The organism is Pseudomonas sp. DNDY-54 (assembly GCF_019880365.1).
Classification (GTDB): Bacteria; Pseudomonadota; Gammaproteobacteria; order Pseudomonadales; family Pseudomonadaceae; genus Stutzerimonas; species Stutzerimonas stutzeri_P.
Window position 1 is genome coordinate 3,551,099 of record NZ_CP082271.1, and the last position, 25,810, is coordinate 3,576,908.

22 protein-coding genes and 2 tRNA genes are annotated in these 25,810 nt (G+C 61.5%); 4 read left to right on the plus strand and 20 right to left on the minus strand.

All coding sequences use genetic code 11. From position 1 onward, the window contains the following. The first annotated feature begins 124 nt into the window (after positions 1 to 124). Positions 125 to 211, plus strand: a tRNA-Leu gene (locus tag K4O48_RS16530). A gap of 98 nt (positions 212 to 309) precedes the next feature. Beyond that, a tRNA-Leu gene (locus K4O48_RS16535) sits at positions 310 to 396 on the plus strand. A 162-nt stretch (positions 397 to 558) separates the two neighbouring features. On the opposite strand, the gene K4O48_RS16540 is transcribed toward K4O48_RS16535, so the two are convergent. The 11 genes from K4O48_RS16540 to K4O48_RS16590 form a co-directional block, all read right to left on the minus strand. After that, positions 559 to 1,854, minus strand: a complete 1,296-nt coding sequence (locus K4O48_RS16540; RefSeq protein ID WP_222909463.1) for an adenylosuccinate synthase — start codon at positions 1,852 to 1,854, stop codon at positions 559 to 561. 86 nt (positions 1,855 to 1,940) lie between these two features. Continuing rightward, on the minus strand, positions 1,941 to 3,128 hold the full coding sequence (locus K4O48_RS16545) for an ATP phosphoribosyltransferase regulatory subunit (protein WP_222909464.1): 1,188 nt from the start codon (positions 3,126 to 3,128) through the stop codon (positions 1,941 to 1,943). Positions 3,129 to 3,409: 281 nt separating this feature from the next. Next, a complete protein-coding gene (gene hflC / locus K4O48_RS16550) occupies positions 3,410 to 4,282 on the minus strand; it encodes a protease modulator HflC (RefSeq protein WP_222909465.1) in 873 nt (290 codons plus the stop codon). Further along, positions 4,282 to 5,466 carry an FtsH protease activity modulator HflK gene (gene hflK, locus K4O48_RS16555; protein WP_222909466.1) on the minus strand — a complete coding sequence of 395 codons (1,185 nt, stop codon included), beginning with the start codon at positions 5,464 to 5,466 and terminating at the stop codon, positions 4,282 to 4,284. The genes hflC and hflK overlap by 1 nt, the downstream gene beginning before the upstream one ends. A 97-nt stretch (positions 5,467 to 5,563) precedes the next feature. Then, on the minus strand, positions 5,564 to 6,865 hold the full coding sequence (gene hflX, locus K4O48_RS16560) for a ribosome rescue GTPase HflX (RefSeq protein ID WP_222909467.1): 1,302 nt from the start codon (positions 6,863 to 6,865) through the stop codon (positions 5,564 to 5,566). Between the two features lie 12 nt (positions 6,866 to 6,877). Continuing rightward, positions 6,878 to 7,132, minus strand: a complete 255-nt coding sequence (gene hfq / locus K4O48_RS16565) for an RNA chaperone Hfq (protein WP_168425119.1) — start codon at positions 7,130 to 7,132, stop codon at positions 6,878 to 6,880. 88 nt (positions 7,133 to 7,220) lie between these two features. Then, positions 7,221 to 8,192, minus strand: coding sequence for a tRNA (adenosine(37)-N6)-dimethylallyltransferase MiaA (miaA, locus tag K4O48_RS16570; RefSeq protein WP_222909468.1), 972 nt, complete (start codon positions 8,190 to 8,192; stop codon positions 7,221 to 7,223). Between the two features lie 75 nt (positions 8,193 to 8,267). After that, entirely contained in the window at positions 8,268 to 10,145 is a 1,878-nt protein-coding gene (gene mutL, locus K4O48_RS16575) for a DNA mismatch repair endonuclease MutL (RefSeq protein WP_222909469.1), read from the minus strand. Continuing rightward, a complete protein-coding gene (locus K4O48_RS16580) occupies positions 10,142 to 11,557 on the minus strand; it encodes an N-acetylmuramoyl-L-alanine amidase (RefSeq protein WP_312846489.1) in 1,416 nt (471 codons plus the stop codon). The genes mutL and K4O48_RS16580 overlap by 4 nt, the downstream gene beginning before the upstream one ends. Positions 11,558 to 11,574: 17 nt before the next feature. Then, positions 11,575 to 12,045 (minus strand): tRNA (adenosine(37)-N6)-threonylcarbamoyltransferase complex ATPase subunit type 1 TsaE, encoded by a 471-nt coding sequence (tsaE, locus tag K4O48_RS16585; RefSeq protein ID WP_222909470.1) that lies wholly within the window; start codon positions 12,043 to 12,045, stop codon positions 11,575 to 11,577. Further along, on the minus strand, positions 12,033 to 13,532 hold the full coding sequence (locus tag K4O48_RS16590) for an NAD(P)H-hydrate dehydratase (protein ID WP_222909471.1): 1,500 nt from the start codon (positions 13,530 to 13,532) through the stop codon (positions 12,033 to 12,035). Before K4O48_RS16590 ends, tsaE begins: the two co-directional genes overlap by 13 nt. A gap of 173 nt (positions 13,533 to 13,705) precedes the next feature. Between K4O48_RS16590 and queG the strand changes: the two genes are divergently transcribed. Both queG and K4O48_RS16600 read left to right on the plus strand, forming a co-directional pair. Then, positions 13,706 to 14,779 (plus strand): tRNA epoxyqueuosine(34) reductase QueG, encoded by a 1,074-nt coding sequence (queG, locus tag K4O48_RS16595; protein ID WP_222909472.1) that lies wholly within the window; start codon positions 13,706 to 13,708, stop codon positions 14,777 to 14,779. 179 nt (positions 14,780 to 14,958) lie between these two features. Further along, entirely contained in the window at positions 14,959 to 16,107 is a 1,149-nt protein-coding gene (locus K4O48_RS16600; RefSeq protein ID WP_222909473.1) for an aldose epimerase family protein, read from the plus strand. Between the two features lie 352 nt (positions 16,108 to 16,459). Here the strand turns inward: K4O48_RS16600 and dgoD are convergent, their stop codons facing one another. The 9 genes from dgoD to K4O48_RS16645 all read right to left on the minus strand — a co-directional run bounded on the left by dgoD (position 16,460) and on the right by K4O48_RS16645 (position 25,466). Continuing rightward, entirely contained in the window at positions 16,460 to 17,608 is a 1,149-nt protein-coding gene (gene dgoD, locus K4O48_RS16605; RefSeq protein WP_222909474.1) for a galactonate dehydratase, read from the minus strand. Positions 17,609 to 17,633: 25 nt separating this feature from the next. Next, positions 17,634 to 18,257 carry a 2-dehydro-3-deoxy-6-phosphogalactonate aldolase gene (locus K4O48_RS16610; RefSeq protein WP_222909475.1) on the minus strand — a complete coding sequence of 208 codons (624 nt, stop codon included), beginning with the start codon at positions 18,255 to 18,257 and terminating at the stop codon, positions 17,634 to 17,636. Continuing rightward, complete coding sequence (locus tag K4O48_RS16615; RefSeq protein ID WP_222909476.1) at positions 18,232 to 19,203, minus strand: 2-dehydro-3-deoxygalactonokinase; 972 nt, start codon at positions 19,201 to 19,203, stop codon at positions 18,232 to 18,234. The genes K4O48_RS16610 and K4O48_RS16615 overlap by 26 nt, the downstream gene beginning before the upstream one ends. 37 nt (positions 19,204 to 19,240) lie before the next feature. Next, complete coding sequence (gene araH / locus K4O48_RS16620) at positions 19,241 to 20,209, minus strand: L-arabinose ABC transporter permease AraH (RefSeq protein WP_222909477.1); 969 nt, start codon at positions 20,207 to 20,209, stop codon at positions 19,241 to 19,243. 21 nt (positions 20,210 to 20,230) lie between these two features. Then, positions 20,231 to 21,745: an L-arabinose ABC transporter ATP-binding protein AraG gene (gene araG / locus K4O48_RS16625; RefSeq protein WP_222909478.1), complete on the minus strand. Its 1,515-nt coding sequence runs from the start codon at positions 21,743 to 21,745 to the stop codon at positions 20,231 to 20,233. An 84-nt stretch (positions 21,746 to 21,829) separates the two neighbouring features. Continuing rightward, on the minus strand, positions 21,830 to 22,834 hold the full coding sequence (locus K4O48_RS16630; protein ID WP_222909479.1) for a substrate-binding domain-containing protein: 1,005 nt from the start codon (positions 22,832 to 22,834) through the stop codon (positions 21,830 to 21,832). Positions 22,835 to 22,969: 135 nt separating this feature from the next. After that, a complete protein-coding gene (locus K4O48_RS16635; RefSeq protein WP_222909480.1) occupies positions 22,970 to 23,788 on the minus strand; it encodes an SDR family oxidoreductase in 819 nt (272 codons plus the stop codon). Positions 23,789 to 23,837: 49 nt separating this feature from the next. Continuing rightward, the gene (locus K4O48_RS16640; protein WP_222909481.1) at positions 23,838 to 24,716 is read right to left on the minus strand and encodes an SMP-30/gluconolactonase/LRE family protein; all 879 of its coding nucleotides are present in this window, start codon (positions 24,714 to 24,716) and stop codon (positions 23,838 to 23,840) included. A 24-nt stretch (positions 24,717 to 24,740) separates the two neighbouring features. Then, positions 24,741 to 25,466, minus strand: a complete 726-nt coding sequence (locus K4O48_RS16645) for a FadR/GntR family transcriptional regulator (RefSeq protein WP_222909482.1) — start codon at positions 25,464 to 25,466, stop codon at positions 24,741 to 24,743. Positions 25,467 to 25,810 lie beyond the last annotated feature (344 nt).

Below are 25,810 nucleotides of genomic sequence, written 5' to 3' on the forward strand. Positions count from 1 at the left end.
CTTTCGAGCGAATTATTTTTCAGTCGCCGGGCTTTACAAGGCACAGACCCGCCCGTATAGTTCGCGCCCACAATGTCTGGTAGACGTTGTAACACGGAAACGATGAAGTATCATCGTTTGCAGTGCCCAGGTGGCGGAATTGGTAGACGCACTAGGTTCAGGTCCTAGCGGTGGCAACACCGTGGAAGTTCGAGTCTTCTCCTGGGCACCACTTTCTGATGGAGTTTGCAGTTAGGGAACCCCATAGACACAAGGTTTGTCAGCCTTGACCAGCAATCGACGAAAAGCCGGTGAGCAATCATCGCATGTGCCCAGGTGGCGGAATTGGTAGACGCACTAGGTTCAGGTCCTAGCGATGGCAACATCGTGGAAGTTCGAGTCTTCTCCTGGGCACCACTCTTCAGACAAAACCGAGCTCAGGCTCGGTTTTTTCGTTTCGGGTCTTTGGACATCAGCCAGCAGTGCTAGCGCCTCTGAAGATCGAACCACTTATCTTCGACAGCCCGATACAAACTCAACGATAAAGGCCGCCTGAACGCGGCCTTTATGTCGTGACAATCAGGCGTAAGGATGACGCAGTACGATTGTCTCGTTGCGATCCGGACCGGTAGAAATGATATCGACTGGCGCCTCGACAAGCTCTTCGATTCGCTTGATGTACGCTCGAGCATTATCGGGCAGCGCTTCCAGCGATTTCACGCCAACGGTGGACTCGGTCCAGCCAGGCAGTTCTTCGTAGACAGGCTGCAGCCCCTGATAGCTGTCCGCGTCGGTCGGCGCATCCACCAGCACTTCACCGTTGCGATCCTTGTATGCCACGCAGATGCGGATGGTTTCCAGGCCATCAAGTACGTCCAGCTTGGTCAGACAAATGCCCGATACACTGTTGATCTCGATCGCACGACGCAAAATAACCGCATCGAACCAACCGCAACGACGCGCCCGCCCGGTAGTAGAGCCAAACTCATGACCACGCTCGGCAAGGCGTGCGCCGACCTCATCAAACAGCTCCGTCGGAAACGGACCGGAACCGACGCGCGTCGTGTAGGCCTTGGTAATGCCGAGAATATAATCCAGATACAGCGGACCAAAACCCGAACCCGTTGCGGTGCCGCCGGCCGTGGTGCTGGAGCTGGTCACATACGGATAGGTACCGTGGTCGATATCGAGCAGCGAACCCTGCGCGCCCTCAAACATGATGCGAGCGCCCTGCTTACGCAGCTCATGCAGACGAGCTGAAACGTCAGTCATCATCGGCTTGAGGATTTCTGCGTAGCCCAACGCCTCGTCCAGCGTCTTCTGGAAATCAACCGGCTCGACCTTGTAGAAGTTCTGCAAGATGAAGTTGTGATACTCAAGCAGCTCACGCAACTTGACCGTGAAACGCTCCGGATTGAACAAGTCGCCGATGCGCAGACCGCGCCGAGCTACCTTGTCTTCATAAGCCGGCCCGATTCCGCGACCGGTCGTACCAATCTTGCCTTCGGAACGGGACGCCTCGCGAGCCTGATCCAAAGCCACGTGGTAGGGCAGAATCAGCGTACAGGCAGGACTGATACGCAGGCGCTCGCGCACCGGTACGCCCTTTTCTTCCAGCTTGGTGATCTCGCGCATCAACGCATCCGGCGCGACGACCACACCATTACCGATCAGACATTGCACATTCTCGCGGAGAATGCCGGACGGAATCAGGTGCAGCACGGTCTTCTCACCGTCGATGACCAGCGTGTGCCCCGCATTGTGACCACCCTGGAAACGCACCACGGCCGCCGCCTGGTCGGTCAGCAGATCGACGATCTTGCCCTTGCCCTCATCACCCCACTGGGTGCCCAGGACCACGACATTCTTACCCATAAACCTTGTCCTCTTCGCGAAGCATACCGGTTACGACCGGCGAAAAAATCGGGAGTACCGCCTGAGACAGACGGTGCATGCAACCGTTAGCTGGCCAGTGGCGCAACAACCCATGACCCGGCCTGCAACTGCAGATGCCGATCGCAACCAGCATCACGCGCTGCGTTGCCACCCTGCCCTTCCAGCGCCTGCACGACGCGCTCACCCTGGTCGCGCAATCGGCAGATCGCCTGCCACAGTGAAGTGTCAGCGCTCGAAGGCGCCCAGACCCCAACCGAGGGTGCGATAAGCTGGGCATTACCGAGGCTAACCAACGTCTTGAGATCCGTCGAAAATCCAGTCGCAGGGCGCGCGCGACCGAAGTCTGCACCGATGTCGTCGTACCGGCCACCCTGCGCAATAGACTGCCCGACCCCGGGCACGAACACAGCGAACACAACACCGGTGTGATAGTGGTATCCGCGCAGCTCACCAAGATCAAAATACAGCGGCAGCTGCGGATAGCGCGCCGCCAACTGGTCAGCCACCTTGACCAGACCTTCGAGCGACTCGAGTACTGCATCCGGTGCGCCGGCGAGCGCTAAACGCGCATTTTCGAGCATCTCGCGCCCGCCACAAAGTCGTGCAAGCGAACGCAGCATGTCCGCCAACGCAGGCTCCACCCCGTTTGTTAGTGCGGCAATCTCATCCATCGCCTTGCGCTGTAGTGCATCGAAGAGTTGCTGCTCGGCATCACCAGACAGGCCCGCAGCGCGCGCCAATCCACGATAGATGCCAACGTGCCCCAGATCCATGTGTATATCAGGCACGTCGGCAAGACCGAGGGTTTCCAACATCAGGCTGATCACCTCGAGGTCTGCGGATGCACTGCTGTCGCCATACAGCTCGGCGCCCAGCTGGATCGGACTGCGCGACGTCGCGAGTGCATGAGGCTTGGCATGCAGCACGCTACCGGCATAGCACAGCCGGCTAGGGCCGTCCCGCCGCAGTGTATGGGCATCCACACGAGCAACCTGAGGCGTTATATCCGCGCGCAACCCCATCTGCCGGCCCGACAACGGGTCGATGACCTTGAACGTCTTGAGATCAAGATCCTGCCCTGCACCTGTAAGAAGCGACTCTAGAAACTCCACATGAGGAGTGATGACCAACTCGTAACCCCAGCGCTGGAACAGATCCAGCACTCGACGTCGTGCGGTTTCGATACGCGCCGCCTCAGGGGGCAGCACCTCTTCGATGCCATCTGGCAGGAGCCAGCGGTCTACCGTTGCCATTTCGCCAATCACCTCTCGATACGGCAAGCCTAGTCAAGCAGACGAACACCCGGACTTCAGCGTGAGCCGCCCATCGGTCGCTTGCGATTGTGTTCGGACCATGGCGATAGCGCCACGTCTCGCTTAGGGAGATCAGCATGGCTGACCATGAACGGATCAGTCTGCCCACCGCGCGGGGTGCAGACGCAAAAAAGCCGGGTTACCCCCGGCTCGCGGATCATATCAATGTTTCGGCAGTGGGTCACCCGGCGGCGGCGTCGCCCGCCGGATGACCCATTCACTCAACGCACTGTTGCGGACTCCAGATAGCGGAAGAAGTCGCTATTGGGATCTAGCACCAGGACATCCTCCTTGTTCGCAAAGCTTTCGCGGTATGCCTGAAGGCTACGATGGAAGGAATAGAATTCCTGATCCTGTCCATATGCAGAAGCGTAGATTGCGGCCGCCTGTGCGTCACCATCACCGCGTAACTCCTCAGCCTCGCGGAAGGCTTCGGCCAACAGCACCCGACGTTGACGATCGGCATCGGCGCGAATACCTTCGGCCAGCTCCTTACCTTTCGCTCGGTGCTCACGCGCTTCACGCTCACGCTCCGAACTCATACGCTCGAACACGCTGCGATTCACTTCGCGAGGCAGATCGATGCCCTTGACGCGAACATCGACCACTTCGATACCCAGCTCCTGCTGCGCAGCCCGATTCAAGCTATTGGTCACCAGACTCATTAGCTCGTCGCGCTGCCCTGACACCGACTCGTGCAGGGTTCGCTTACCGAACTGATCTCGCAATGCCGCTTCCAGGCGCCGCGCAAGACGTTCGTCGGCAATCTGCTTCATGCCCGAGGTGGCGGTATAAAAGCGCTCGGCGTCGTCCACGCGCCACTTGGCATAGGAGTCGACCATCAACGCTTTCTTTTCCAGTGTCAGGAATCGCGAGGTTGTCGTATCGAGCGTCATCAGACGCGCATCGAATTTGCGCACACTGTTTACGTACGGAATTTTTAGATGAAGCCCGGGCTTCACATCCGGCTCGACGATACGACCGAAGCGCAGCATTACCGCACGCTCGGTCTGCGAGACAATGTAGAAGCTATTCCACAGTACGATCGCAAGCACTACACCCACAATCAGCGCCGTCAGGGATTTGTTGCTCATTAGCGGACCTCCCTTGTACGCACTTCACGCGGATCCAATTCCGGCGGCAGCCTTGTCGTCTGTGTCGAAGCGCCTGATGTCGATGCGGCAGCCGAGCGATCGGATGCAGCGCCACGACTGTTTATCATCTTATCCAGTGGTAGATAGAGCAGATTGTTTTGCCCGCTCTCGCCGGTCACCAAAACCTTGCTGGTATTGCTCATGACTTCCTGCATGGTTTCCATGTACAGGCGTTCACGCGTCACGTCCGGCGCCTTGCGGTACTCGGCAACCAGCTTGGAGAAGCGATCCGCCTCACCTTGAGCGCGCGATATCACCGCGTCGCGGTAGCCGCTGGCCTCCTCAAGCATACGCTGAGCCTGACCACGGGCTTCGGGGATGACGCCGTTGGCGTACGACTCCGCCTGGTTCTTCTCCCGCTGCTCATCTTCACGGGCGCGGATCACGTCATCAAAGGCTTCCTGCACCTCACGCGGCGCCGCTGCGCTTTGAAGGTTGACCTGGGTCACGATGATGCCGGTGCCATAGTTGTCGAGGAACCGCTGCAAGCGCTCCTTGACCTCGCCTGCCATGGCTTCACGGCCTTCGGTCAGCACCTGATCCATGGCTGTCGAACCCACCACGTGGCGCACCGCACTGTCAGTCGCGTGCTGCAACGAGGCTTCCGGATCTTCCACATTAAGCACAAAGGCTTGCAGATCGCTGATCTTGTATTGAACAGTCAACGGCACTTCGATGATGTTTTCATCTTCCGTCAGCATCTGCCCCTGCTTGCTGTAAGAGCGCTCGCGAGTGACGTTGGCCTGAAATTTACGATCGAAGGGTGGGAAGTAGATGTTCAGACCCGGCCCTACGGTTTCGTGATACTTGCCGAAGCGTAAAACCACCGCCTGCTCCTGCTCATCGACGATATAGATCGCATTGAACAGCCAGACCGCAAGCAACACCACCAGACCGATCCAGATCAACCCGAACCCGCCGCGCCGACCCGCCCCGCCTCCTGACGAACCGCCACTGCGCTTTTTGCCGCCGAACATGCCATTAAGGCTGTCCTGCAGTTTGCGGAAGGCCTCATCCAGGTCCGGTGGACCTTTCTGATCGCCGCCGCCACCGCGACGACCGCCGCCACCGCTACCCCAGGGATCCTGGTTGTTCGAGTTGCCACCCGGCTCATTCCAAGCCATAGCGCTCTCCATTCAAATAAAGCTAAAGGCGCGCCAACGGCACGCCCGCCAATGCTACCGAAAGCCCGGAACGAACGGCTTAAAAGCCCCCCGAGCTTTATTGCAAAGTGTGTTGTTCGAAAAACTGCTCTACCTCAAGGCCGGCGCGGCTGATCAGACGATGCAGCTCGGCACGCTGCAAGCGCACCTCCAGCAGGCTACCGCCCTCTTCGTCATGGGTCTCTGACTGCACCGCGCCCAAATCGAACAGCTGCGCTCGCATTCGTCCGAGATCCTGGCGAAGCCGAAGCGTACCCACAAATAGATCGGTACCAAGCAATTCGGCGACGGCCTGCTTCAGCAGGTCGAGACCCAACCCTTGCTGCGCCGACACCCAAACCCGCTGCGGAACCCCGTCAGCATTGCGCTGGATCTGAGGCTCAATGCCCTCTAGCAGGTCTACCTTGTTGTAGACCTCAAGAATCGGCAACTCGTGAGCCCCTATCTCGGTCAGCACCGCCAACACCTGCTCGATCTGCTGGTCCCGCTCGGGCTCGTGCGCATCAATGACATGCAGCAGCAGATCGGCATTGCTCGATTCCTCCAGCGTCGCCCGGAAGGACTCGACCAATTTGTGCGGCAAGTGACGAATGAACCCTACCGTATCGGCGATCACCACAGGCCCTAGGTCATTCAACTCCAGACGACGCAGTGTCGGGTCGAGCGTGGCGAACAGCTGATTGGCGGCATACACGTCGGATTCGGTCAACGCATTAAACAATGTGGACTTGCCCGCGTTGGTGTATCCAACGAGCGACATCAGTGGAATGTCAGCCCGCCGGCGACCGCGCCGGGCCTGCTCGCGCTGACTACGAACCTTTTCCAGGCGTTGTTTGATCTGGCGAATACGTACGCGCAGCAAGCGCCGGTCCGTCTCCAACTGGGTTTCACCAGGGCCGCGTAGACCGATACCACCCTTTTGCCGCTCAAGGTGAGTCCATCCGCGCACAAGACGCGTGCTCATATGATCCAGCTGAGCCAACTCAACCTGCAGCTTGCCTTCATGGGTGCGCGCGCGCTGCGCAAAGATGTCCAGAATCAGACCAGTGCGATCGAGCACGCGACATTCGAGCGCACGCTCTAGGTTGCGCTCCTGGCTAGGAGTCAGTGTGTGATTGAAGATGACCAGCTCGACCTCGCCATCTTTGACGAGGTCATGCAGCTCTTGGACTTTGCCGCTGCCGATCAGAAACTTGGCCGACGGCTGATGCCTGGCGACGTTGACGAAGCCAACGGTTTCAGCGCCAGCTGATCGCGCCAGCTCCTGAAACTCCTGAGGGTCTTCACGCGCCGCTGGATCCTGGCCATCCAGATGAACCAGGATAGCCCGCTCACCACCACCGGGACGTTCGAAGAACAATGAAAGGCCCCTTTAGTCGTTACCCGACTCGGATTGTTCCGCATCTCCGGTTGCAGGCAGGCGGACCGGGCGCCCAGGAACGACGGTCGAAATCGCATGCTTGTAGACCATCTGGCTAACCGTGTTCTTCAAGAGAATAACGAACTGGTCGAATGATTCGATCTGGCCCTGGAGCTTGATGCCGTTGACCAGGTAGATGGAAACCGGAACGCGTTCCTTACGCAAAGTGTTCAGGTAAGGGTCTTGTAGCGAATGCCCTTTTGACATGTGCCGCACTCCTTAAAGGATCTTTTTCATTAATTTTTAGAATCAAACACGGCCTATCAATTTGAGAATAGCCGGTCAAATTACAGTGTCAGCTCAATATGGTGAGCGTCTCCAAGTATTTCAATGCTCGAGGCGGATTGTCGCAGGCTGAGCTATCCAGCCAGTGAACCCCTTCCCATCCCCGCAGCCAGGTCAATTGACGCTTGGCCAGCTGCCGAGTAGCAATGACACCTCGCTGGACCATCTCCTCTCGAGGGTAAGCACCGTCCAGGTAACTCCAGACCTGGCGATAACCAACGGCGCGCATGGAGGGCAATTCGGAGTGCAGGTCGCTGCGCCTACGAAGAGCTTCGACCTCTTCGACAAAGCCCTGTTCAACCATAGCCACAAAGCGCTGTTCGATACGCCGATGCAGGACCTCTCGTTGCGCGGGCGCAACGGACAACTGCGCGACAGTATAAGGCAAGACGCCGCCGTCTGGCGCGCCGGCTCCGGCTTTTTGCAACCTTTGTCGGGCCCGGTGCTCGCTCATGCTGATACCGCTGACACGATAGACCTCCAGCGCCCTGACCAGACGCTGGGGGTCGTTGGGATGAATCCGCGCTGCGGACTCAGGATCGACTACTGTCAACTGACGGTGCAGCGCTGCCGGCCCTTCAGCCTTGAGCTGGGCATCCAACTCGGCACGCACCACGGAATCAGCTGCAGGCATGTCGGCAAGGCCGTCCAGCAACGCCTTGAAGTACAGCATGGTCCCGCCAACCAATAACGGGATGCGCCCGGCCGCCGTAATGTCCGCCATCGCTGCCAAGGCATCACTAACGAATTCAGCCGCAGAGTAATTTTGCGACGCGTCCCGGATGTCAATCAGCCGATGTGGACACTCAAGAAGCAGCTCGGCCGAAGGTTTGGCGGTACCAATGTCCATGTCCCGATACACCAGCGCCGAGTCGACACTGATCAGATCACAGGGCAATGCCTGTGCAAGCTCTACAGCGAGGTCGGTCTTGCCTGCAGCCGTAGGCCCCATGAGGAAGATGGCGGGCGGTAGTCGGGACATTAAATGCTCGAAAATAACGTGACTGTGTGGTGGCTTGGGATCTGCACAAAAGCGGGACGATCCATCGATATAAGCCTACCGCCCTCGCAGGAAGAGCTTGTCCAGATCGCCCATGCCCATCTGCGTCCAGGTCGGACGGCCATGATTGCATTGACCACTGCGCTCGGTCTGTTCCATATCACGCAGCAGGCCATTCATCTCCGGCAAGGTAAGGCGCCGGTTCGCACGTACCGCCCCGTGGCAGGCCATGGTGCCCAGGAGCTCATTGAGATGTGCCTGGATTCGGTCGCTAGTGCCGTATTCCAGCAAATCAGCCAGCACATCCTGTACCAGCCGAGTGGCGACCGCCTGTTTAAGCAAGGACGGAATCTGTCGTATGGCCAGGCTCTCGGGACCGAGCCGCTGCAGCTCGAAACCAAGCATTTGAAACCAGTGCGCATGCTCTTCCGCACAATCCGCCTCGCGCTGGCTGACAGCGATCGACTCAGGGACCAGCAACGGCTGACCGCGCAACCCCTCACTCGCCATCGCGGTTTTCAACCGCTCATACATGATCCGCTCGTGTGCGGCGTGCATATCCACCAGCACCAGCCCTTGGGCATTCTCAGCAAGAATGTAGACCCCTTTGAGCTGCGCCAATGCATAGCCGAGTGGCGGCACATCTTCCTGACTTTCAGGCAACGCAGCAGGACTTACCTCGGCCAACGGTGAAAAGAACTCGCGGTACGCACCCTGTGCTTCTGCAACATTCCCTGTTGGAAGAGTCCGGGACGCCTGATAGCCCGCTCCGGCGCCTAGCCACCCAGGCAGCGCCGACTGAGGCTGCTCGAGCACACTAGCGGCGAGGCTCATCTCGTTCTGCCCAGCAAATTCGCCAGCATCACGACCGGTGACCTGCACAACTGGCGACACGCTGGCCGGTGCGCCCAATTGATCTTCTGGCCGCACATCGCCCAGTGCCCGGTGCAGCGTGCCGTATAGAAAGTCATGCACCATGCGGTTATCGCGGAAGCGCACTTCATGCTTGGTCGGGTGCACGTTGACGTCGACCACCGCCGGATCGACATCCAGAAACAGAACAAAAGTCGGATGACGGCCATTGAACAACACATCGCGATAGGCCTGACGCACGGCATGCGCGACCAGTTTGTCACGCACCATGCGGCCATTCACGTAGAAGTACTGCAGATCCGCCTGACTGCGGGAAAACGTCGGCAGCCCCACCCAACCCCAGAGATGTAGTCCATTACGCTCAATCTCCACCGGCAGGGCCTGCTCCAGGAATGCAGGGCCACACACCGAGGCTACACGGCGCCCACGCGACGCCGGATCATTGGCGGGGTGCAGCGCGAGGACCACCTTGCCATTGTGTCGAAGATGGAAGCCCACATCGAAGCGCGCCAGGGCAAGCCGCTTGATCACCTCCTGAAGATGATCGAATTCGGTTTTCTCGGTACGCAGGAATTTGCGCCGCGCCGGCGTATTGAAAAACAGGTCACGCACTTCGACCGACGTTCCAACCGGATGGGCGGCTGGCTGGACGCGCGCCTCCATGTCTCGCCCTTCGGTCTCGACCTGCCAGGCCTCGGCTGAGTCGGCCGTACGAGAAGTCAGCGTCAGCCGCGACACCGAGCTGATCGATGCCAGCGCCTCGCCGCGAAAGCCCAGACTCATCACCCGTTCAAGATCTTCCAGGTCACGGATCTTGCTCGTGGCGTGACGGGCGAGAGCCAAGGGCAAGTCGTCGGCCGGTATGCCACAGCCGTCGTCGCGTACCCGGAGGAGCTTTACGCCACCCTGCTCCACGTCTACTTCAATGCGCGTAGCGCCAGAATCAAGGCTGTTTTCCAGCAGTTCCTTGATGACAGAAGCGGGCCGTTCGACTACTTCACCGGCAGCAATCTGGTTCGCCAGCCGCGGACTTAGCAGCTGGATGCGTGCCGCCTCGGTCATGGCTGGGACGCCAGTGTGGTCGCTGGAATGTTGAGCGTCTGGCCGACCTTGATCGCGTCGCCCTTGAGACTGTTGGCACTGCGCAACGCCGGCACAGTGATCTGATAGCGCTCCGCCAAGAGGGCTAGGCTTTCACCGGAACGGACCACGTGCTCTCGAGGCGCACTGGCAATTTTGCCCGAGTCACGCAGCCAGGCGACGTACGTGCCAGGCGGAGGATTCTCGTGGAAGAACTGGCGGACGCCGCTATGAATCGAGCGAGCCAGTGACTGCTGATGCGAGGCCGTCTGCAACTTGCGCGCTTCGGACGGGTTGGAGATGAATCCCGTTTCGACCAGGATCGAAGGGATATCTGGGGACTTCAAAACCATGAATCCCGCCTGCTCCACACGCCTCTTGTGCAGCGGGGTGATGCGTCCCATGTTGCTCAACACTTTCTGCCCGACATTAAGGCTGGACGACAGAGAGGCGGTCATCGACAGGTCCAGCAGCACGCCTGCTAGCATTTGATCCTTGTCACCAAGGCTAACGTTGCCGGCGCCACCGATCAGGTCCGACCGGTTCTCGCTATCAGCCAGCCAGCGCGCGGTTTCGGACGTCGCACCGCGGTCGGACAGCGCAAACACCGATGCACCGTACGCAGCCGAGCGAGGCGCCGCGTCGGCATGGATCGACACAAAAAGGTCGGCGCCCTGCTTACGCGCGATCTCTGTGCGTTTGCGCAGGGGGATGAAGTAATCACCGGTGCGCACCAGCTCGGCCCGGAAGCCTTTTTCCGCATTGATCTGGCGCTGCAGCTCTTTAGCGATCTGCAGCACGACACCTTTTTCGTAAACCTTGCCGGGGCCGATAGCCCCCGGGTCCTCTCCCCCGTGACCAGCGTCGATGGCGATGACGATGTCACGCTTGCTGCTCGGCAGCGGCGGCAATTTCAAGGCGGGCAAGGTAGGCGACACGGGCGCCGCTGGCGTACTCGGCGTGACCGTCGCCGGAACAGCGGCGCTGCCGGATGCCTCGGCACCCTCATCGAACAAATCGACCACGAGTCGATGTCCGTACTGCTGATTGGGCGTCAGGGTAAAACTCTTGGGCGTTACCTGCGCAGTCAGATCGATGACCACACGCAGCGTATCGGCGTCGTACTTGGCCGCACGCAAACCCGAGATCGGTGTGTTTTTAAGTGGTAGCTGCTCGAACGGCTTGGGCAGGTTGCCGCCATCCACGTCGATGACGATACGATTGGGTGCCGTCAGGGTGAACACGTTGTGCTGGACCGGGCCGGACAGGTCAAAGACCAGACGAGTGTTATCCGGCGCCCTCCATAAACGAACGCTCTGCACGTCGGAAGCAGCCAGAACCTGCAGGGCCGCGAGCATCAATGCCAAACCACTTACCAGTGCGCGCATGCGCATACCCAACCCCATGATGTTCATTGATTACCGACGGTCAGGATGGAACACCAGCCTTCACCGCGCTCGCCTCGTGGCGTCAGACGCAGGCTACGACCGGCTCCGTGTGGCGTAATGGTAATGTCCAGGTCAGCCTTTGGCAAAATGCCGGCGCCACGTTCCGGCCACTCTACCAGGCACAACGCGTCCCCTTCGAAATAGTCGCGAATGCCAAGGAATTCCAGTTCTTCCGGATCGACCAGACGATACAGATCGAAATGGAAGACCCGTGCCAGAGCGGTTTCATAAGGCTCGACCAAGGTAAAGGTCGGGCTCTTGACCTTGCCCTCATGACCGAGGCCCCGTATCAGCCCGCGCGAAAGCGTGGTTTTGCCGGCGCCGAGGTCGCCGTGCAGATAGATCACACCCCGACCGCCGGTCGCTTGAGCGATGCGGGCGCCAAGCACGAGCATGGCGTCTTCATCAGCTGCTGTTAGCGTCAGTTCCGACATGGCGACTGCTCCTCGAGCACTTGGCGAATGACAGGGATCAGGTCGGCAGCAGCAAGCCCTCGGCCCTGCGAACCAAGACGCTCACCGGCGACGGCATGCAGCCACACCGCAAGGCACGCGGCCTCGAAGGGCGCTAGTCCCTGCGCCAGCAATGCTCCGGCAACACCGGCCAGTACGTCGCCGAGGCCCGCGCTGGCCATCGCCGGATGGCCGCGATCGCAAACGGCCAAGCGGCCGTCAAAGTCGGCGATCAGCGTTCCGGCGCCCTTGAGCAGCACCGCACAGCCATATCGCTTCGCCACGGCGCGCACGGCAGCCGGTCGGTCGGACTGGACCTCAGCGATCGAAATACCCAGCAGTCTCGCTGCTTCGCCAGGATGCGGTGTCAGCAGGCAATCGCTCGGCAGCTCCACCGCGCCTGTCGCTAATAAATTCAACGCGTCGGCATCCCAGACCTGTGGCACATGACAGTGAGGGGCCAACGACAGCAAGCTGCGTCCCCAGGGCGCTTGGCCCAACCCGGGTCCGATCACCAGCACACCGGCACGCTGGGTTAACGCCGTCAAGGCATAGGTAGATTCGACGCCGCTGCACATGATTTCCGGGCGTCGCACCAGCGCGGCCGTAACATGCTCGGGGCGCGTCGCCAGCGTCACCATGCCGGCGCCGCAGCGCAGCGCGGCTTCGGCAGCCAACAATGCCGCACCGCCCGTGCCGAGGTCGCCGCCGATAACCAGTACCTGGCCGAAACTTCCTTTATGCGCAGTCGGGGAACGAGGTGCGAGCTGCGGCAGATTCGCCACGGACAAACGCAGCGCAGAAGGCTCGATTTGCTCAACAGTCGCCGCATCAGCCTGCAAGTCATCGAACACCAGCGCACCAACCCGATCCGGGCCCTGCCCGGTAAACAGGCCGAGCTTGAGCCCGATAAAGGTCACCGTCAGCTCTGCGCGAACGGTTTCACCCAGCAGGCTCCCGGTATCGGCGCATAACCCTGACGGCAGATCGACGGCGAGAATTGGCAGCCTGCTCTCGTTGATCGCGCGGATCACACTGGCGTACGGCTCGCGCACCTCACCGGTCACTCCAGTGCCGAGCAGCGCATCAACAAGCACGCCCTTGAGATCGGACTCAGCGCTCCACGGAAGGATACGGACACCCGCTGCCTGCGCATCGTCACGGGCGAGAGACGCGTCGCCCTGCAATCGTTGCGGATCGCCCACCGCAAGCACGGTGACCCGACGACCGGCGCGCTGGGCCAGTGCAGCAATCAGATAACCATCCCCTGCGTTATTGCCCCGCCCCGCCAGGACGGTGATTTCATCGGCGTCCGGCCAGCGGCGGCGCAATGCGCGCCACGCGGCATGAGCCGCGCGCTGCATCAACTCGAACCCCGACGTCCCGGCTGCGATCAGGCGAGCGTCGAGTTCACGCACCTGAGCGGCCGAGTAAAGCGGGTTGGGGAGTGTATCGGTGGTCTGGGACATGAATCACCCGAGCGAATATCTGGCAGAATTATACGCATGCGCCTGACGAGCCGCCCGAGGCGCATCGAGATTCATTGCCGTTTCCGGCGTCAGGCGGCCGTCGATCTGGTGTCATGGCCGAATCGACAATTTCAGCTCGCAATCACGCCCGTCACGCCCAACGACCCGAACCTATGTCCAGCACCCCTCTCGACCCCGCCGCGCTTGCTCTTTCCATCAAAGAGTGGGGCCGCGAGCTCGGCTTCCAGCAGGTCGGCATCACCGGTGTCGATATCGGCGAGCACGAAGCCCACCTTGAACGCTGGCTGGCCGCGGGCTACCACGGCGAGATGGACTATATGGCCGCCCATGGCAGCAAACGTTCCCACCCAGAGCAGCTCGTCCCCGGCACGCTGCGGGTGATCTCGCTGCGCATGGATTACCTGCCGGGCGACACCCGTATGGCGCAGCAACTGGCACAGCCGGAAACGGCCTACGTGTCGCGCTACGCGCTGGGCCGCGACTATCACAAGCTGATCCGCAAGCGCCTGCAACAGCTGGCGGAGCGCATTCAGCAAGTGATCGGCCCCTTCGGCTTTCGTGCGTTCGTGGACAGTGCGCCGGTGCTGGAAAAAGCCGTGGCGCAGCAGGCCGGCCTCGGCTGGATCGGCAAGAACACTCTGGTGCTTAACCGAAAGGCCGGCAGCTGGTTCTTTCTCGGCGAGCTGTTCGTCGACATCGCCCTCCCGGTCGACGAACCGACCGACCGGGACCATTGCGGCAGTTGCCACGCCTGCCTGGACGTTTGCCCAACGGAGGCATTCGTTGGCGAGCGCGTGCTCGACGCGCGGCGGTGTATTTCGTACCTGACCATCGAATTGAAGGGCCCGATCCCCGTTGAGCTGCGGTCAAAAATCGGCAACCGGGTGTTTGGTTGCGACGATTGTCAGATCGTCTGCCCCTGGAACCGCTTCGCCCGACCGACCGAGCAAACTGACTTCCAGCCACGTCACAGCCTAGACAATGCCGAGCTGGCGACGCTGTTCCGCTGGACCGAAGACGAATTTCGGAGCCGCACCGAGGGTTCGCCTCTGCGCCGAACCGGTTATCAGAACTGGTTGCGCAATCTGGCGGTCGGGCTGGGTAACGCGCCTTCGAGCATTCCTGTCCTCGAAGCACTTCAGTCACGCCGCGACGATCCGTCCGAGCTGGTGCGCGAGCACGTTGCGTGGGCGCTGGCGCAGCATGCGGCCCGCCAACCCGGCTAAATCCCGCTGCGTTTTTAACCTCGCCAAACATATCCATTCGAGTATCGCAAAGGCCCCAATTCGTATTGGGAGGTAATGGCTCGACTGTCTAGGCTTCAACCGGCGCAACACCGTCAGGCATCCGTACGGCGCTGTGACGTGCACTTGCGTGAAAAACAACAACAATGTCAGGTGAAGCCATGCGACCCATACTGCTACTCAACGGAATTGCCCTGTCTCTCATGATCAGCACATTCGCCGCACAGGCTGCTGGCCTCTCCAACCAGCAAAGCAGCTTTGGCAACATGCCGGACGGCACGCCCATCGAAAAATACACCTTGAAAAACAGCCAAGGGGTAGAAGCCGTCGTAATCACCTACGGCGGCGTGCTGCAGTCGCTGTTGATACCGGACAAGAACGGAACGCTGGAGGACGTCGTGCTCGGCTTCGATGACGTCGAGGGCTATATCGAGAACGGTAATGTTTATTTTGGCGCCACCATCGGCCGCTTCGGCAATCGCATTGCCGATGGCCGTTTCGAGCTCGACGGAACCACCTATCAGATCCCCCAGAACGACGGCAGCAACGCCCTGCACGGCGGGCCGGAGGGGTTCGACAAGCGCGTCTGGAAGGCAAAACCCGCTGACGAAGACGGCTGGGTGGGCGTGGAGCTGAGCTATGTGTCGCCTGATGGCGAAATGGGCTTTCCCGGCACCATGACTACCCACGTGACCTACAGCCTCAACGACGACAACGAGCTGCGCATCCAGTACCGCGCCACCACCGACAAACCCACGGTGCTCAATCTGACCAACCACAGCTACTTCAACCTCGCCGGCGCCGGCAGCCCGAGCGTGCTTGATCAGGTCGCGACGCTGCACGCCTCGCGCTACACGCCAGTGACCGAAAAACTGATCCCGACCGGCGAGCTGGCCGAGGTCAAGGGAACGCCGATGGACTTCCTTCAGCCGACCAGTTTCGGCGCGCACATCAAGGATGATCATCAACAGCTGACATTTGCTGAACCCAAGGCTGGCGGTTTCGACTTCAACTGGGTGCTGGACACCAACGGCGACCTGAGCAAGCTGGCCGCGGAGGTGCTCGATCCCGAGTCCGGCCGGCGGTTGCTGATGTACACCACCGAGCCAGGCGTGCAGCTCTACACCGGCAATTTCCTCGACGGCAGCATCAACGGCAAAGGCGGCAAGGCGTATCCGCACTGGAGCGCCTTTACTCTGGAAACGCAGCACTATCCGGATGCGCCTAACCAGCCGGACTTCCCAAGCACCCGCCTCGACCCGGGCAAGACCTATACCCAAACCACAATCTACAAATTTCCCAAGCCCTGACGTACAAGGCCCCACGAGGGGCCTTATGCTTGGCTCCGGTTCGCACAGCAGCAGAGTCGGCAGGCTCCTACCTCGGTGCTCGCAAGCGCTCGGCGGCTGCTTGGCGGGCTGAAGCCCACCCTACAATTTGACTCCCGTGGCGGTAGGGTGGGCCGAGCGGCGCTCCGCTTCAGCCCACCGGGTCCGGAACGTCGCAGGGCAAAAGGGGAACGCCGTCCCAGGCTAATCGCAGCCCTACTCTCAGCGACACTGCCGCCGGCGTGCCGCGAGCCGCGTAGGGTGGGCTTCAGCCCACCGACTCCGGAACGTTGCGGCGCTAAAGAAAAACGCCGTCACCCACCCCAAACACGCCCTACCACTCAGCCACGCTCCCATCGGCGTGACGCCAGATCGGGTTGCGCCAGCGATGGCCGATACGCGCTTGTTCCAGCACGTACTCCTCGTTGATCTCGATGCCCAATCCAGGCCCGTTCGGGATCGCGACGAAGCCGTCCTTGTAGGCGAACACCTCGCGGTTACTCACGTAGTCGAGCAGGTCGTTGCCTTGGTTGTAATGAATGCCCAGGCTCTGTTCCTGAATGAAGGCGTTGTAGCAAACGCCGTCCAGCTGCAGACAGGCCGCTAGCGCTATCGGCCCGAGTGGGCAGTGCAGCGCCAGCGCGACGTCGTAGGCCTCGGCCATGCTCGCGATCTTGCGGGTCTCGGTGATGCCTCCAGCGTGGGACACGTCCGGTTGAATGATGTCGACATAGCCCTCGGCAAGGATGCGTTTGAAATCCCAGCGCGAATACAGCCGCTCGCCCAGGGCGATCGGCGCACAGGACAGCGGCGCCAGCTCCTTGAGCGCTTCGTAGTTCTCGCTGAGCACGGGTTCCTCGATGAACATCGGTCGATACTGCTCGAGTTCCTTGATCAGGATCTTGGCCATGGGCTTATGCACGCGGCCATGAAAGTCCACGCCGATGCCGATGTCGCCACCCACGGCTTCGCGCACGGCTGCCATGTTCGCCAGCACCGCATCGACCTTGGCGTGGCTGTCGACGAACTGCAGCTCTTCGCTGGCATTCATCTTCACCGCGCTGAACCCGCGCGCCACGGCATCCCGCGCTGCATTGGCGGTATCCGCCGGGCGATCACCGCCGATCCAGGAATACACGCGAATGCGCTCGCGCACCCGTCCGCCAAGCAACTCGCTGACCGAAACACCCAGCGCCTTGCCCTTGATGTCCCAAAGCGCCTGATCGATGCCGGCGATGGCACTCATGTGCAGGGGCCCGCCGCGGTAGAAGCCGCCGCGGTACATGACCGTCCAGAGGTCTTCGACGTTACGCGGATCACGACCGACCAGGTAGTCGGCCAGCTCCTCCACCACCGCGGCGACGCTCTGTGCACGGCCTTCGATCACAGGCTCGCCCCAGCCGGTGACGCCTTCATCGGTTTCGATTTTGAGGAACAGCCAGCGTGGCGGCACGACCAGCGTGGTGAGGCGGGTTATTTTCATTGAAATGTCTCTCGAAAAAGGGAGTTCAGCCCAGCGCCGCGTGGCGAGCCTGAATGAACGTGCGTGCCCGATGGCCGATTTCGGCCGGGTTCAAACCCGACGTGTAGAGTGCGGAACCCAATCCGAAGCCGGCAGCCCCAGCCTGGAGGTACGCCGCCATGTTGTCCGGTGTGATGCCGCCCACCGGCAGCAGCGCGGTGCCAGGCGGCAATACCGTTAGCCAGGCCTTCATGGCGCTAAGGCCCACCTGCTCGGCAGGGAATAGCTTGAGCGCGTCAGCGCCAGCCGCCAGAGCGGCAAAGGCCTCGGTGGGCGTGGCAACGCCAGGTGCGAGATACAGACCCAGCGCCTTGGCCGCTCGCAACACGTCGACGTTGCAGTGCGGCATGACGATCACCTGCCCGCCGGCCTCCCGAACCTCACGAACCTGCTGCGTCGACAGCACCGTTCCGGCTCCGACCAAGCAATCCCCAGGCAACGTGCTGCGCAGAATCTCGATGCTGCGCAGGGGCTGGGGTGAGTTGAGCGGCACCTCGATGATCCGCATGCCCGCCGCATAAAGCGCATTGCCTACCGCCTCCGCTTCCTCCGGGCGCAGACCCCGCAGGATCGAGATCAGGCCATTAATAGCCAGGGTGGTTCTGAACATACGTCTCCCCTTTTGTCTCGGGCACCAACCCGGCGCTCACGGCAATTCTCCAAAGCCCGGCAGCGGTCGCCTCGGGTGCATAACGCAGCGATTCGAAACCGAAGCACTCCAGCGCCCACAGGTAACGGGCGCATAAGGTTGAACGGCCGATAAGGACGATCGATTGCGAGAGCGGCAGTTGCAGTCGTGAGGTCATGGCAGCGAGCTCATGACCAATCAGCAGTCCCGACAGGTAATCGCCCTGCGCTTCACCGCTGAGCTCACCCGTCAGTACCAGCGTTCGGCTGCTGAAAATGGTCGACAGCGGTCCCAACTGCCCTTCGCCACTTCTCGCCACCTGCAGGCCGCGCTCGAAGGCCAGGGTGTTGAACCCATCGCCGCTCACCGCCGTGCGCCCGAGGATCGTGTGGCCGAGCAGCGCCTGATAGACCTCACCGGTCATGAAGGTCTGGAACCGGCTGAGTTGGCCGCGCTCAACCATCACCCACTTGCTATGGCTGCCCGGGAGACCAACCAACAGCGGCTCAGCATGATCGGCATCGCCATCGAGCAGGCCGAACACCTGCGTTTCTTCGCCGCGCATCACGTTGGGCAGAGCGCCGCGTTGAATCACGCCGGGCACCAGCCACAGCGGCATGCCATGCGAGCGCTCGAACGGTAGTAAAACCAGCCCGTCGACATCGAGCGGCGCCTCGGCATAGGGCGTTTCACGCCAGCCCTGTGCGCTGCCGATCATGCCGCACGCAATGATCGGTGCCTCAGGGCTCGATCGTTGCCAGTCGCCGCACGCCCGCTCCAGAGCGCGCTCGAAATCGGCTTCGCTGCCGTCGAGCGGCATGACACCTAACGGCAGGCTGCGCTCTTCCAGCGTTTCGCCGGCCGCGCCGAGCCGATAGGCACGCAGGGAACTGGTGCCCCAATCCAGCGCGATCAATTGAGTCTTCACAGGTTCTCCAGCGCGCCGGCGTGCGGCGCGATTAGGGTCAACGCTGCTTCAGCCGATCGATGATCACCGCCAGCAGCAGGATCGTGCCGCGTATGACGTACTGGTAGAAGGTGTCGATGTTTTTCAGGTTCATCGCGTTTTCGATGATTGCCAGGATCAACACGCCCGCGATCACGTGGCGAATCATTCCGATGCCACCGCTGAGCGATACGCCCCCAAGCACGCAGGCCGAGATCACCGTCAGCTCGAATCCCTGACCGATCATTGGCTGCCCGGACGTCATCCGCGACGCCAGTACCACACCGGCCAGCGCACCGATCAGCCCGTGCACGGCGAAAATGATGATCTTGGTGCGATCGACATTGACCCCGGCCAGCAGCGCCGCTTCCTGGTTGCCGCCAATGGCCATGGTGTTGCGGCCGTAGGTGGTGTAGTTGAGCAGCCAGCCAAAAAAGGCGAAGCACACAAGCGTGATCAGGATGGGCACCGGCACGCCGAACAGGCTGCCGTTACCGAACAGGAAGAATTCCTCCTGCATCACCCCCACCGCTTTACCGTTGGAAAAAATGTACGCCAGCCCGCGGACGATCTGCATCGTCGCCAACGTCGCGATCAGCGCATTGATTCGCAGCTTGGCGATCACGATGCCGTTGACCAGCCCGACCACCAGACCCATCGCCAGCGCCGCCGAGACGCCGAGGAACACGCTTTCGGTATCACGCATCACCACCGCCGCCACCACGCCCGCGCAGGCGATGACCGAGCCGACCGACAGATCGAAGTGCCCGGACGCCAGACAGAACAGCATGGTGCAGGCGGCGATGCCGACCGTCGAAATGGCCAGGCCGAGGCCACGCATGTTCAAAGGCGAGAGGAAGTTGTCGATGAAAATGGCCGACAGCGCGAAGATCCCGAGGGCCGCCAGCACCATCACCCAATCATCGAGGAACCGGCGCAGGTTGAGGCCTTGCCGCGGGGCGGACATGGCGTTTTGTTGAGCAGACATAGAGCACCTCATCATTGTTGTTCAGCCGCGCGAACGCGGGAGTGCCAGTTGCAGCAGGTGGGACTCATCAGCCTGCTCGCGCGGAAGCTCGCCGGTGATCGCGCCCTCGCTCATCACCAGGATCCGGTCGGAGATGCCGATGACTTCCATCAGGTCGCTGGACACGACGATCACCGCGATGCCGCTTGCCGCGAGGTCATGGATGATCTGGTAGATCTCGGCCTTGGCGCCGATGTCGATGCCCCGCGTGGGCTCGTCGAGCAGCAGCACCTTCATCGGCATCGAGAGCCAGCGCCCCAGAATCACCTTTTGCTGATTGCCCCCCGACAGGTAGACGATCTGCTGGTCCGGGGACGGCGTCTTGATGTTCAGCGCGCGGATCTGCCGGTCGGCGTTCTCCCGCTCCCAGCGCCCCTGGACCAGGCAACCCAGGCGGGCGTTGCTGCCACGCGCGCCGATGTTGATGTTCTCGGCCACGCTGGCCAACGGCACGATGCCATCTTTCTTGCGGTCCTCGGGGCACAGCAGAATGCCCGCCGTGATGGCATCGCGTGCCGACTTCAGCTTCAGTGGCTGCCCATCAAGCTGGACCGTGCCGGCCTTGTGCGGGGCCAGCCCGGCGAGCAGGCGCAGCAGCTCGGTACGCCCGGCACCGACCAGACCAAAGAAGCCGAGCACTTCACCACGGCTCGCCGCAAAACTCACCGGCTCCAGCAAGCCATGGCCGAGCAGCCCCTCGACGCGCAGGGCCTCACCCTGCTGCTCGCGGGGGCGATAGTTGTAGATGTCCTCGATATCCCGCCCGACCATGCAGGTCACCAGCTGGTCGTGAGTCAGCTCGCTCATGTCGTCGAACGTGCAGACGAAGCGACCATCCTTGAACACCGTGACCGCATCGCAGATACGGAAAATTTCTTCCATCCGGTGCGACACGTACAACACCACCCGCCCGTCGTCGCGGAGCTTGGCGATGATTGCCATCAGCCGTTCGATCTCCCGCGCCGACAGGCTGCTGGTAGGCTCGTCGAAGGCGATCACATGGGCGTTGCGCGACATCGCCTTGGCGATCTCGACCAACTGGCGCTGCCCCAGCGAGAGGCTGCCCAATCTCGCCGCCGGATCAATTTCGTCGGCCAGTCCCTTGAGCAACTCCCGCGCCTGACGTTGCATCGCACGGCGATTGACCAGCCCGAAACGCGACGGCATGTGCCCCAGCATCAGGTTCTCGGCCACGCTCATTTCCGGCACCAGATGCAACTCCTGATGGATCACCGCGACGCCGCTGGCGATGCTCTCGCCCGCCGACCGAAAGGCCATGGTGCGCTCACCGATCTGTAGATCGCCGCTGCTTGGCTGATAGGCGCCGCCGAGTATCTTCAGGAGTGTCGATTTGCCCGCGCCGTTCTCGCCCATCAGCGCGTGCACGGTACCGGGCCGCGCGACGAAGCTGATATCCGACAGCGCCCGCACGCCCGGAAAGTTCTTGCCGATGCCGTTGAAACGCAGGCTGTCGCCCGTCTTGATTTGTTGGAACATGGAGCGTCTCCACCCCCGCCCGGCACACCGGGCGGGTCTGATGCTGAAATCGGCCTGTGCCTGGCCACCCATGACCGGTCGCTGCTACTTCCAGAGGCCGATCTTTTCCAGTTCCTCCTGGAAGTTCTCGCGGGTGATCAGGGTGACTTCGTCCATCGCGGTGTACTTCGGCGGCTCTTTGCCCTCGGTGACCCACTCGTACATCATCCGCGCCGTTTCGTAGCCCTCGATATGCGGGCTGGGCAGCATCGAGCCGAAGAAACCACTGTTGTCCTTCTTCAGTTCGCCGATGGCGTCGGTGCCGTTGATGCCGATACCGATCACGTTCTCGGCGCTGAAGCCGGCACTTTCCGTGGCGCGCACGCCGCCCAGCACGGTGTTGTCGTTCATGCCGCCAATGATCAGGTTCTTCGCGCCACGCGGCAGCTTGACCAATGCCGAGGTGGTGGCGTTCATGCTGCCGGGCACATCGAGGGTCTTCTGCGGGGTGTAGAGGATGTGGTCTTCCGGAAAGCCAGCCTTCTTCAGCGCATCCACCGAGCCATCGGTGCGCTTCTTGCCGGTGTCGAGTTCGTTGTAGGTATTGATGACCGCATAGGTGTCGTTCCAGTCCCAGCCACGCTTCTTGGCTTCTTCAGCCATGGCTGCGCCTTGTTTCTGACCCACCTCGAAGGCCGCCATGCCGAGGTACGGCACGTCCTCCATGAACTCGCCTTTGGCATCGACGAAACGGTCATCGACGGCCATGACCTTGAGGTCGTTGAATTTGGACTTGGCAACGATGGCCGGGCCGAGCGCGACATCCGGCGGGCAGATGACGAAGCCTTTGGCGCCATTGGCCGCGAGGCTGTCGATGGCGGCGAGGGTTTTTTCACCGTCCGGCACGGCGATCTTGAGGAGGGTGAAACCGTGCTCTTTGGCCGCCTTCTCGGCGAACGCCCACTCGGTCTGGAACCAGGGCTCCTCGGGTTGCTTGACCAGAAAACCGATCTTGACCTCTTCCTTGGCCATCGTTGCGGCGGCGAAACTCATCGCACCGACGGTTAACGCGGCACAGCACAGCGAACGGATTCCGATAGAACGGAACATAGCTACCTCCATTGTTTTTATTTAATAGCCCTTTGTTGACTGGCCAGGCTGCTATCACCTGATCCAGCACCACCGAATGCTTTCTGGCGGTTTGCCGCGAGGCCGCAGCCCCTTTGAAGCGAATCCCTGTAGCCGTCAATCGTGGTAAAGCACCGAACGCCCGCCATCGATGGTGATGCAGGACGCGTTAATGAACGGCGCCTCGTCGGTCGCCAGAAACAATGCGGTCATCGCCACCTCGATCGGCTGCCCGATGCGCCGCGGCGGGTGCATGTCGAAAGCACGTTGGCGCTCGGCATGCGGATCGGAAAAGTCGTTCCAATAATCGACGTTGAGCTGTGTCTCGATGTAGCCCGGTGCGATGGCATTGACGCGAATCCCCTTGGGCGCATATTCGATCCCCAGCGCGCGGGTCAGGCCGAGCAGCCCGTGCTTGGCGACCGGATAGGGAAAGCAGCCGGGAATGATGTTGGTCGAGTGCACCGAGGCGATGTTGATGATGTTGCCGACGCCGCGTTGCACCATATGCGGCAGCACTGCCTTGCAGCCGAACCAGACGCCGTCCAGATCAATGGCGAAGCAGCGCCGCCAGTCCTCTTCGGTCATTTCCAGCGGGTCGCGGAACACGTTGACCCCGGCGCAGTTAACCAGCACATCGACCTGGCCGTAGTGCTCCATCGCCAGGGCAATCAGAGCCTCGAGCTCGGCGGGTCGGGTGACGTCGGTTTTCTGTGCACGCACTTCACCGCCCCGCTCGCGCCAGCCAGCAGCCACTCGCTCGGCCTTCTCGCCCTGGATGTCCCCGATGACGACCTTGGCTTGCTGCGCCTGGAAGCAGGCAACGATGGCCTCGCCGATGCCCTGAGCCCCGCCGGTGACGACCACGACCTTGCCTTTCAGGCGTTCGCCGCGTTGGGGTTCGGGTGTCGGTGGCAGTGAAAGCGGTGAAGCCATGTGAACAACTCCTGATCAAAGGGTGGCCGCCAGGCGGCCGGTTAATCGGTCAACCTGCGAAACGGGTGCAGGGCATTCCGGCGATCCCGACATCGGCCATCAACACGGCGCCGTCCAGCTCGGCCGCGGACTTGCCCGGCCTGGCCGAGGTCACATACAAACGGGTCAGGTCCGGCCCGCCGAATACGCAGCTGGTGGGGTGGCTGACGGGCAATTCGATAATGCGATCAAGGCAGCCGTCGGGCTCAAAACGCAGCAGGCAATGCCCGCCCCAACGCGCATTCCAGACATAACCTTCGACATCCATGGCGGACCCGTCCGGTACGCCGCGCGGGTGCGGTCCCGCCCAGGTGCGACGCTCGACGAGACGACCATCGTCCGCGAGGTCATGGATGTACAAAGATTCATCGAGCGTATCGCCGCAGATGACGCGGTCGCCCGCCTCGCTCCACAGCAGCGTGTTGACGATGCCCTGATCGCTGAGCAGCTGCGTCACCGAGCCGTCCGGATCGACCCTGAACAGCCCGCCGGAGCGCCGGGTGACCGGCAGATCGCTGCCGTCTTCGGCGATGTTGTTCTGCATGGTGCCCAGCCAGAGCCGCCCCTGTGCGTCGCAACGCGCTTCGTTGGCGCGGTTGCCGGGCGTAGCGTCCGCGACGCAGAAACGCTCAAGCGCAGGCTCGGCTTCAGCCGAGTTGCAATCGAGGCGGTAAATGCCACTGGCCTGCGTCACCAGCGCGTCGCCGCGTTGCGTGGGAATGAATGCCGAGACCGGCTCGGCCAGCTGCCATTGCCGGTAACCAGCCGGACCCAGCCGGCAGGCCAGTCGACCGACGATGTCGGCCCAATAGAGCGTCTGATCCTGGGCATCCCAGAAAGGCCCCTCGGCCAGCGTGTAACGTTGTTGCGAGATGGGCAGCCATTGCATGGTCGCACTCCGCTTTCATTATTTTTATGGCGCAGTCTGCTCGCCGCGTAACACGACCAGCTCCGGGTAGTTTCGTGAAATCGTCAGGGCCGCCCGCTCGATCAGCGTCATGCAGGCCCATACGCCGCGCGCGACATCGCGGCTGGCGATCGCGTCGGCGATGTCCTTGTGCAACGGCAGCGTCAGACCGAGCTCATCCGGGACGGTCGACGACACCTCAAACGACACCGCCAGCAACGCGCCAAGCGCGGGCACCATGCGCTCGATGAATTGGTTATGGCTGGCGGCAAGCACCGCCTCGTGAAACAGCTTGTCGGCGCGGTTGTATTCGTCCTTGTCGCCGAGGGAGGCGGCCAGCATCTGGTAGGCCGCCTGGATTTCGGCGATCTGCTTCGGTGTGGCGCGCTCGCACGCCCAGCGTACGGCGGTCGGTTCGATGGTCCGGCGCAGATCGAGCAGATCCATCACGAAGCTTTCCGGCAGGCCGTTCTTGGCGAGCCAGCCTACGACCTGGACATCGAACAGGTTCCAGGCGCGCACCGGGGTGACGCGCGTGCCGACCTTCGGCCCGACATCAAGCATGCCCTTGGCCACCAGCGTCTTGATCGCCTCGCGAATCACGGTGCGGCTCACACCCAGCTCTTCGCAAAGACCGGCTTCGACCTTTAACGCCTCACCGGGCTGCACCTTGCCCGACGCGATCCAGGAACCGAGCCAATCGACCGTTGCGCTGTGATAGTTGTTCGACATGCGCGCCTCTTTACGGCTGCCTTTGGGTCTACTGAACCCTATCATCATATGATTGACTGTCAAATTTGCCCGGCAACTTTCCATTCGGACTCCGCCGACCGGTCGTGCAAGGCACATGAACCCGCGTGAGGCGTGCTTCGACAGGAACCGCCCAGAATGGATTTCGCAGCTACTTACCGGCTCGTCGAGGTGGCACGCCAGGCGCACATGACGGCGATCTGGCGCGAGGCATGCAGCCGAGCTAATGCGATTCAGATCATATGAATGATGACAAGCGGACGAGCACAGTCTCCGCGGACGGCTCGCAATCAGGCCCGGCGCCATCGTCTGCCCTCACATTTCTT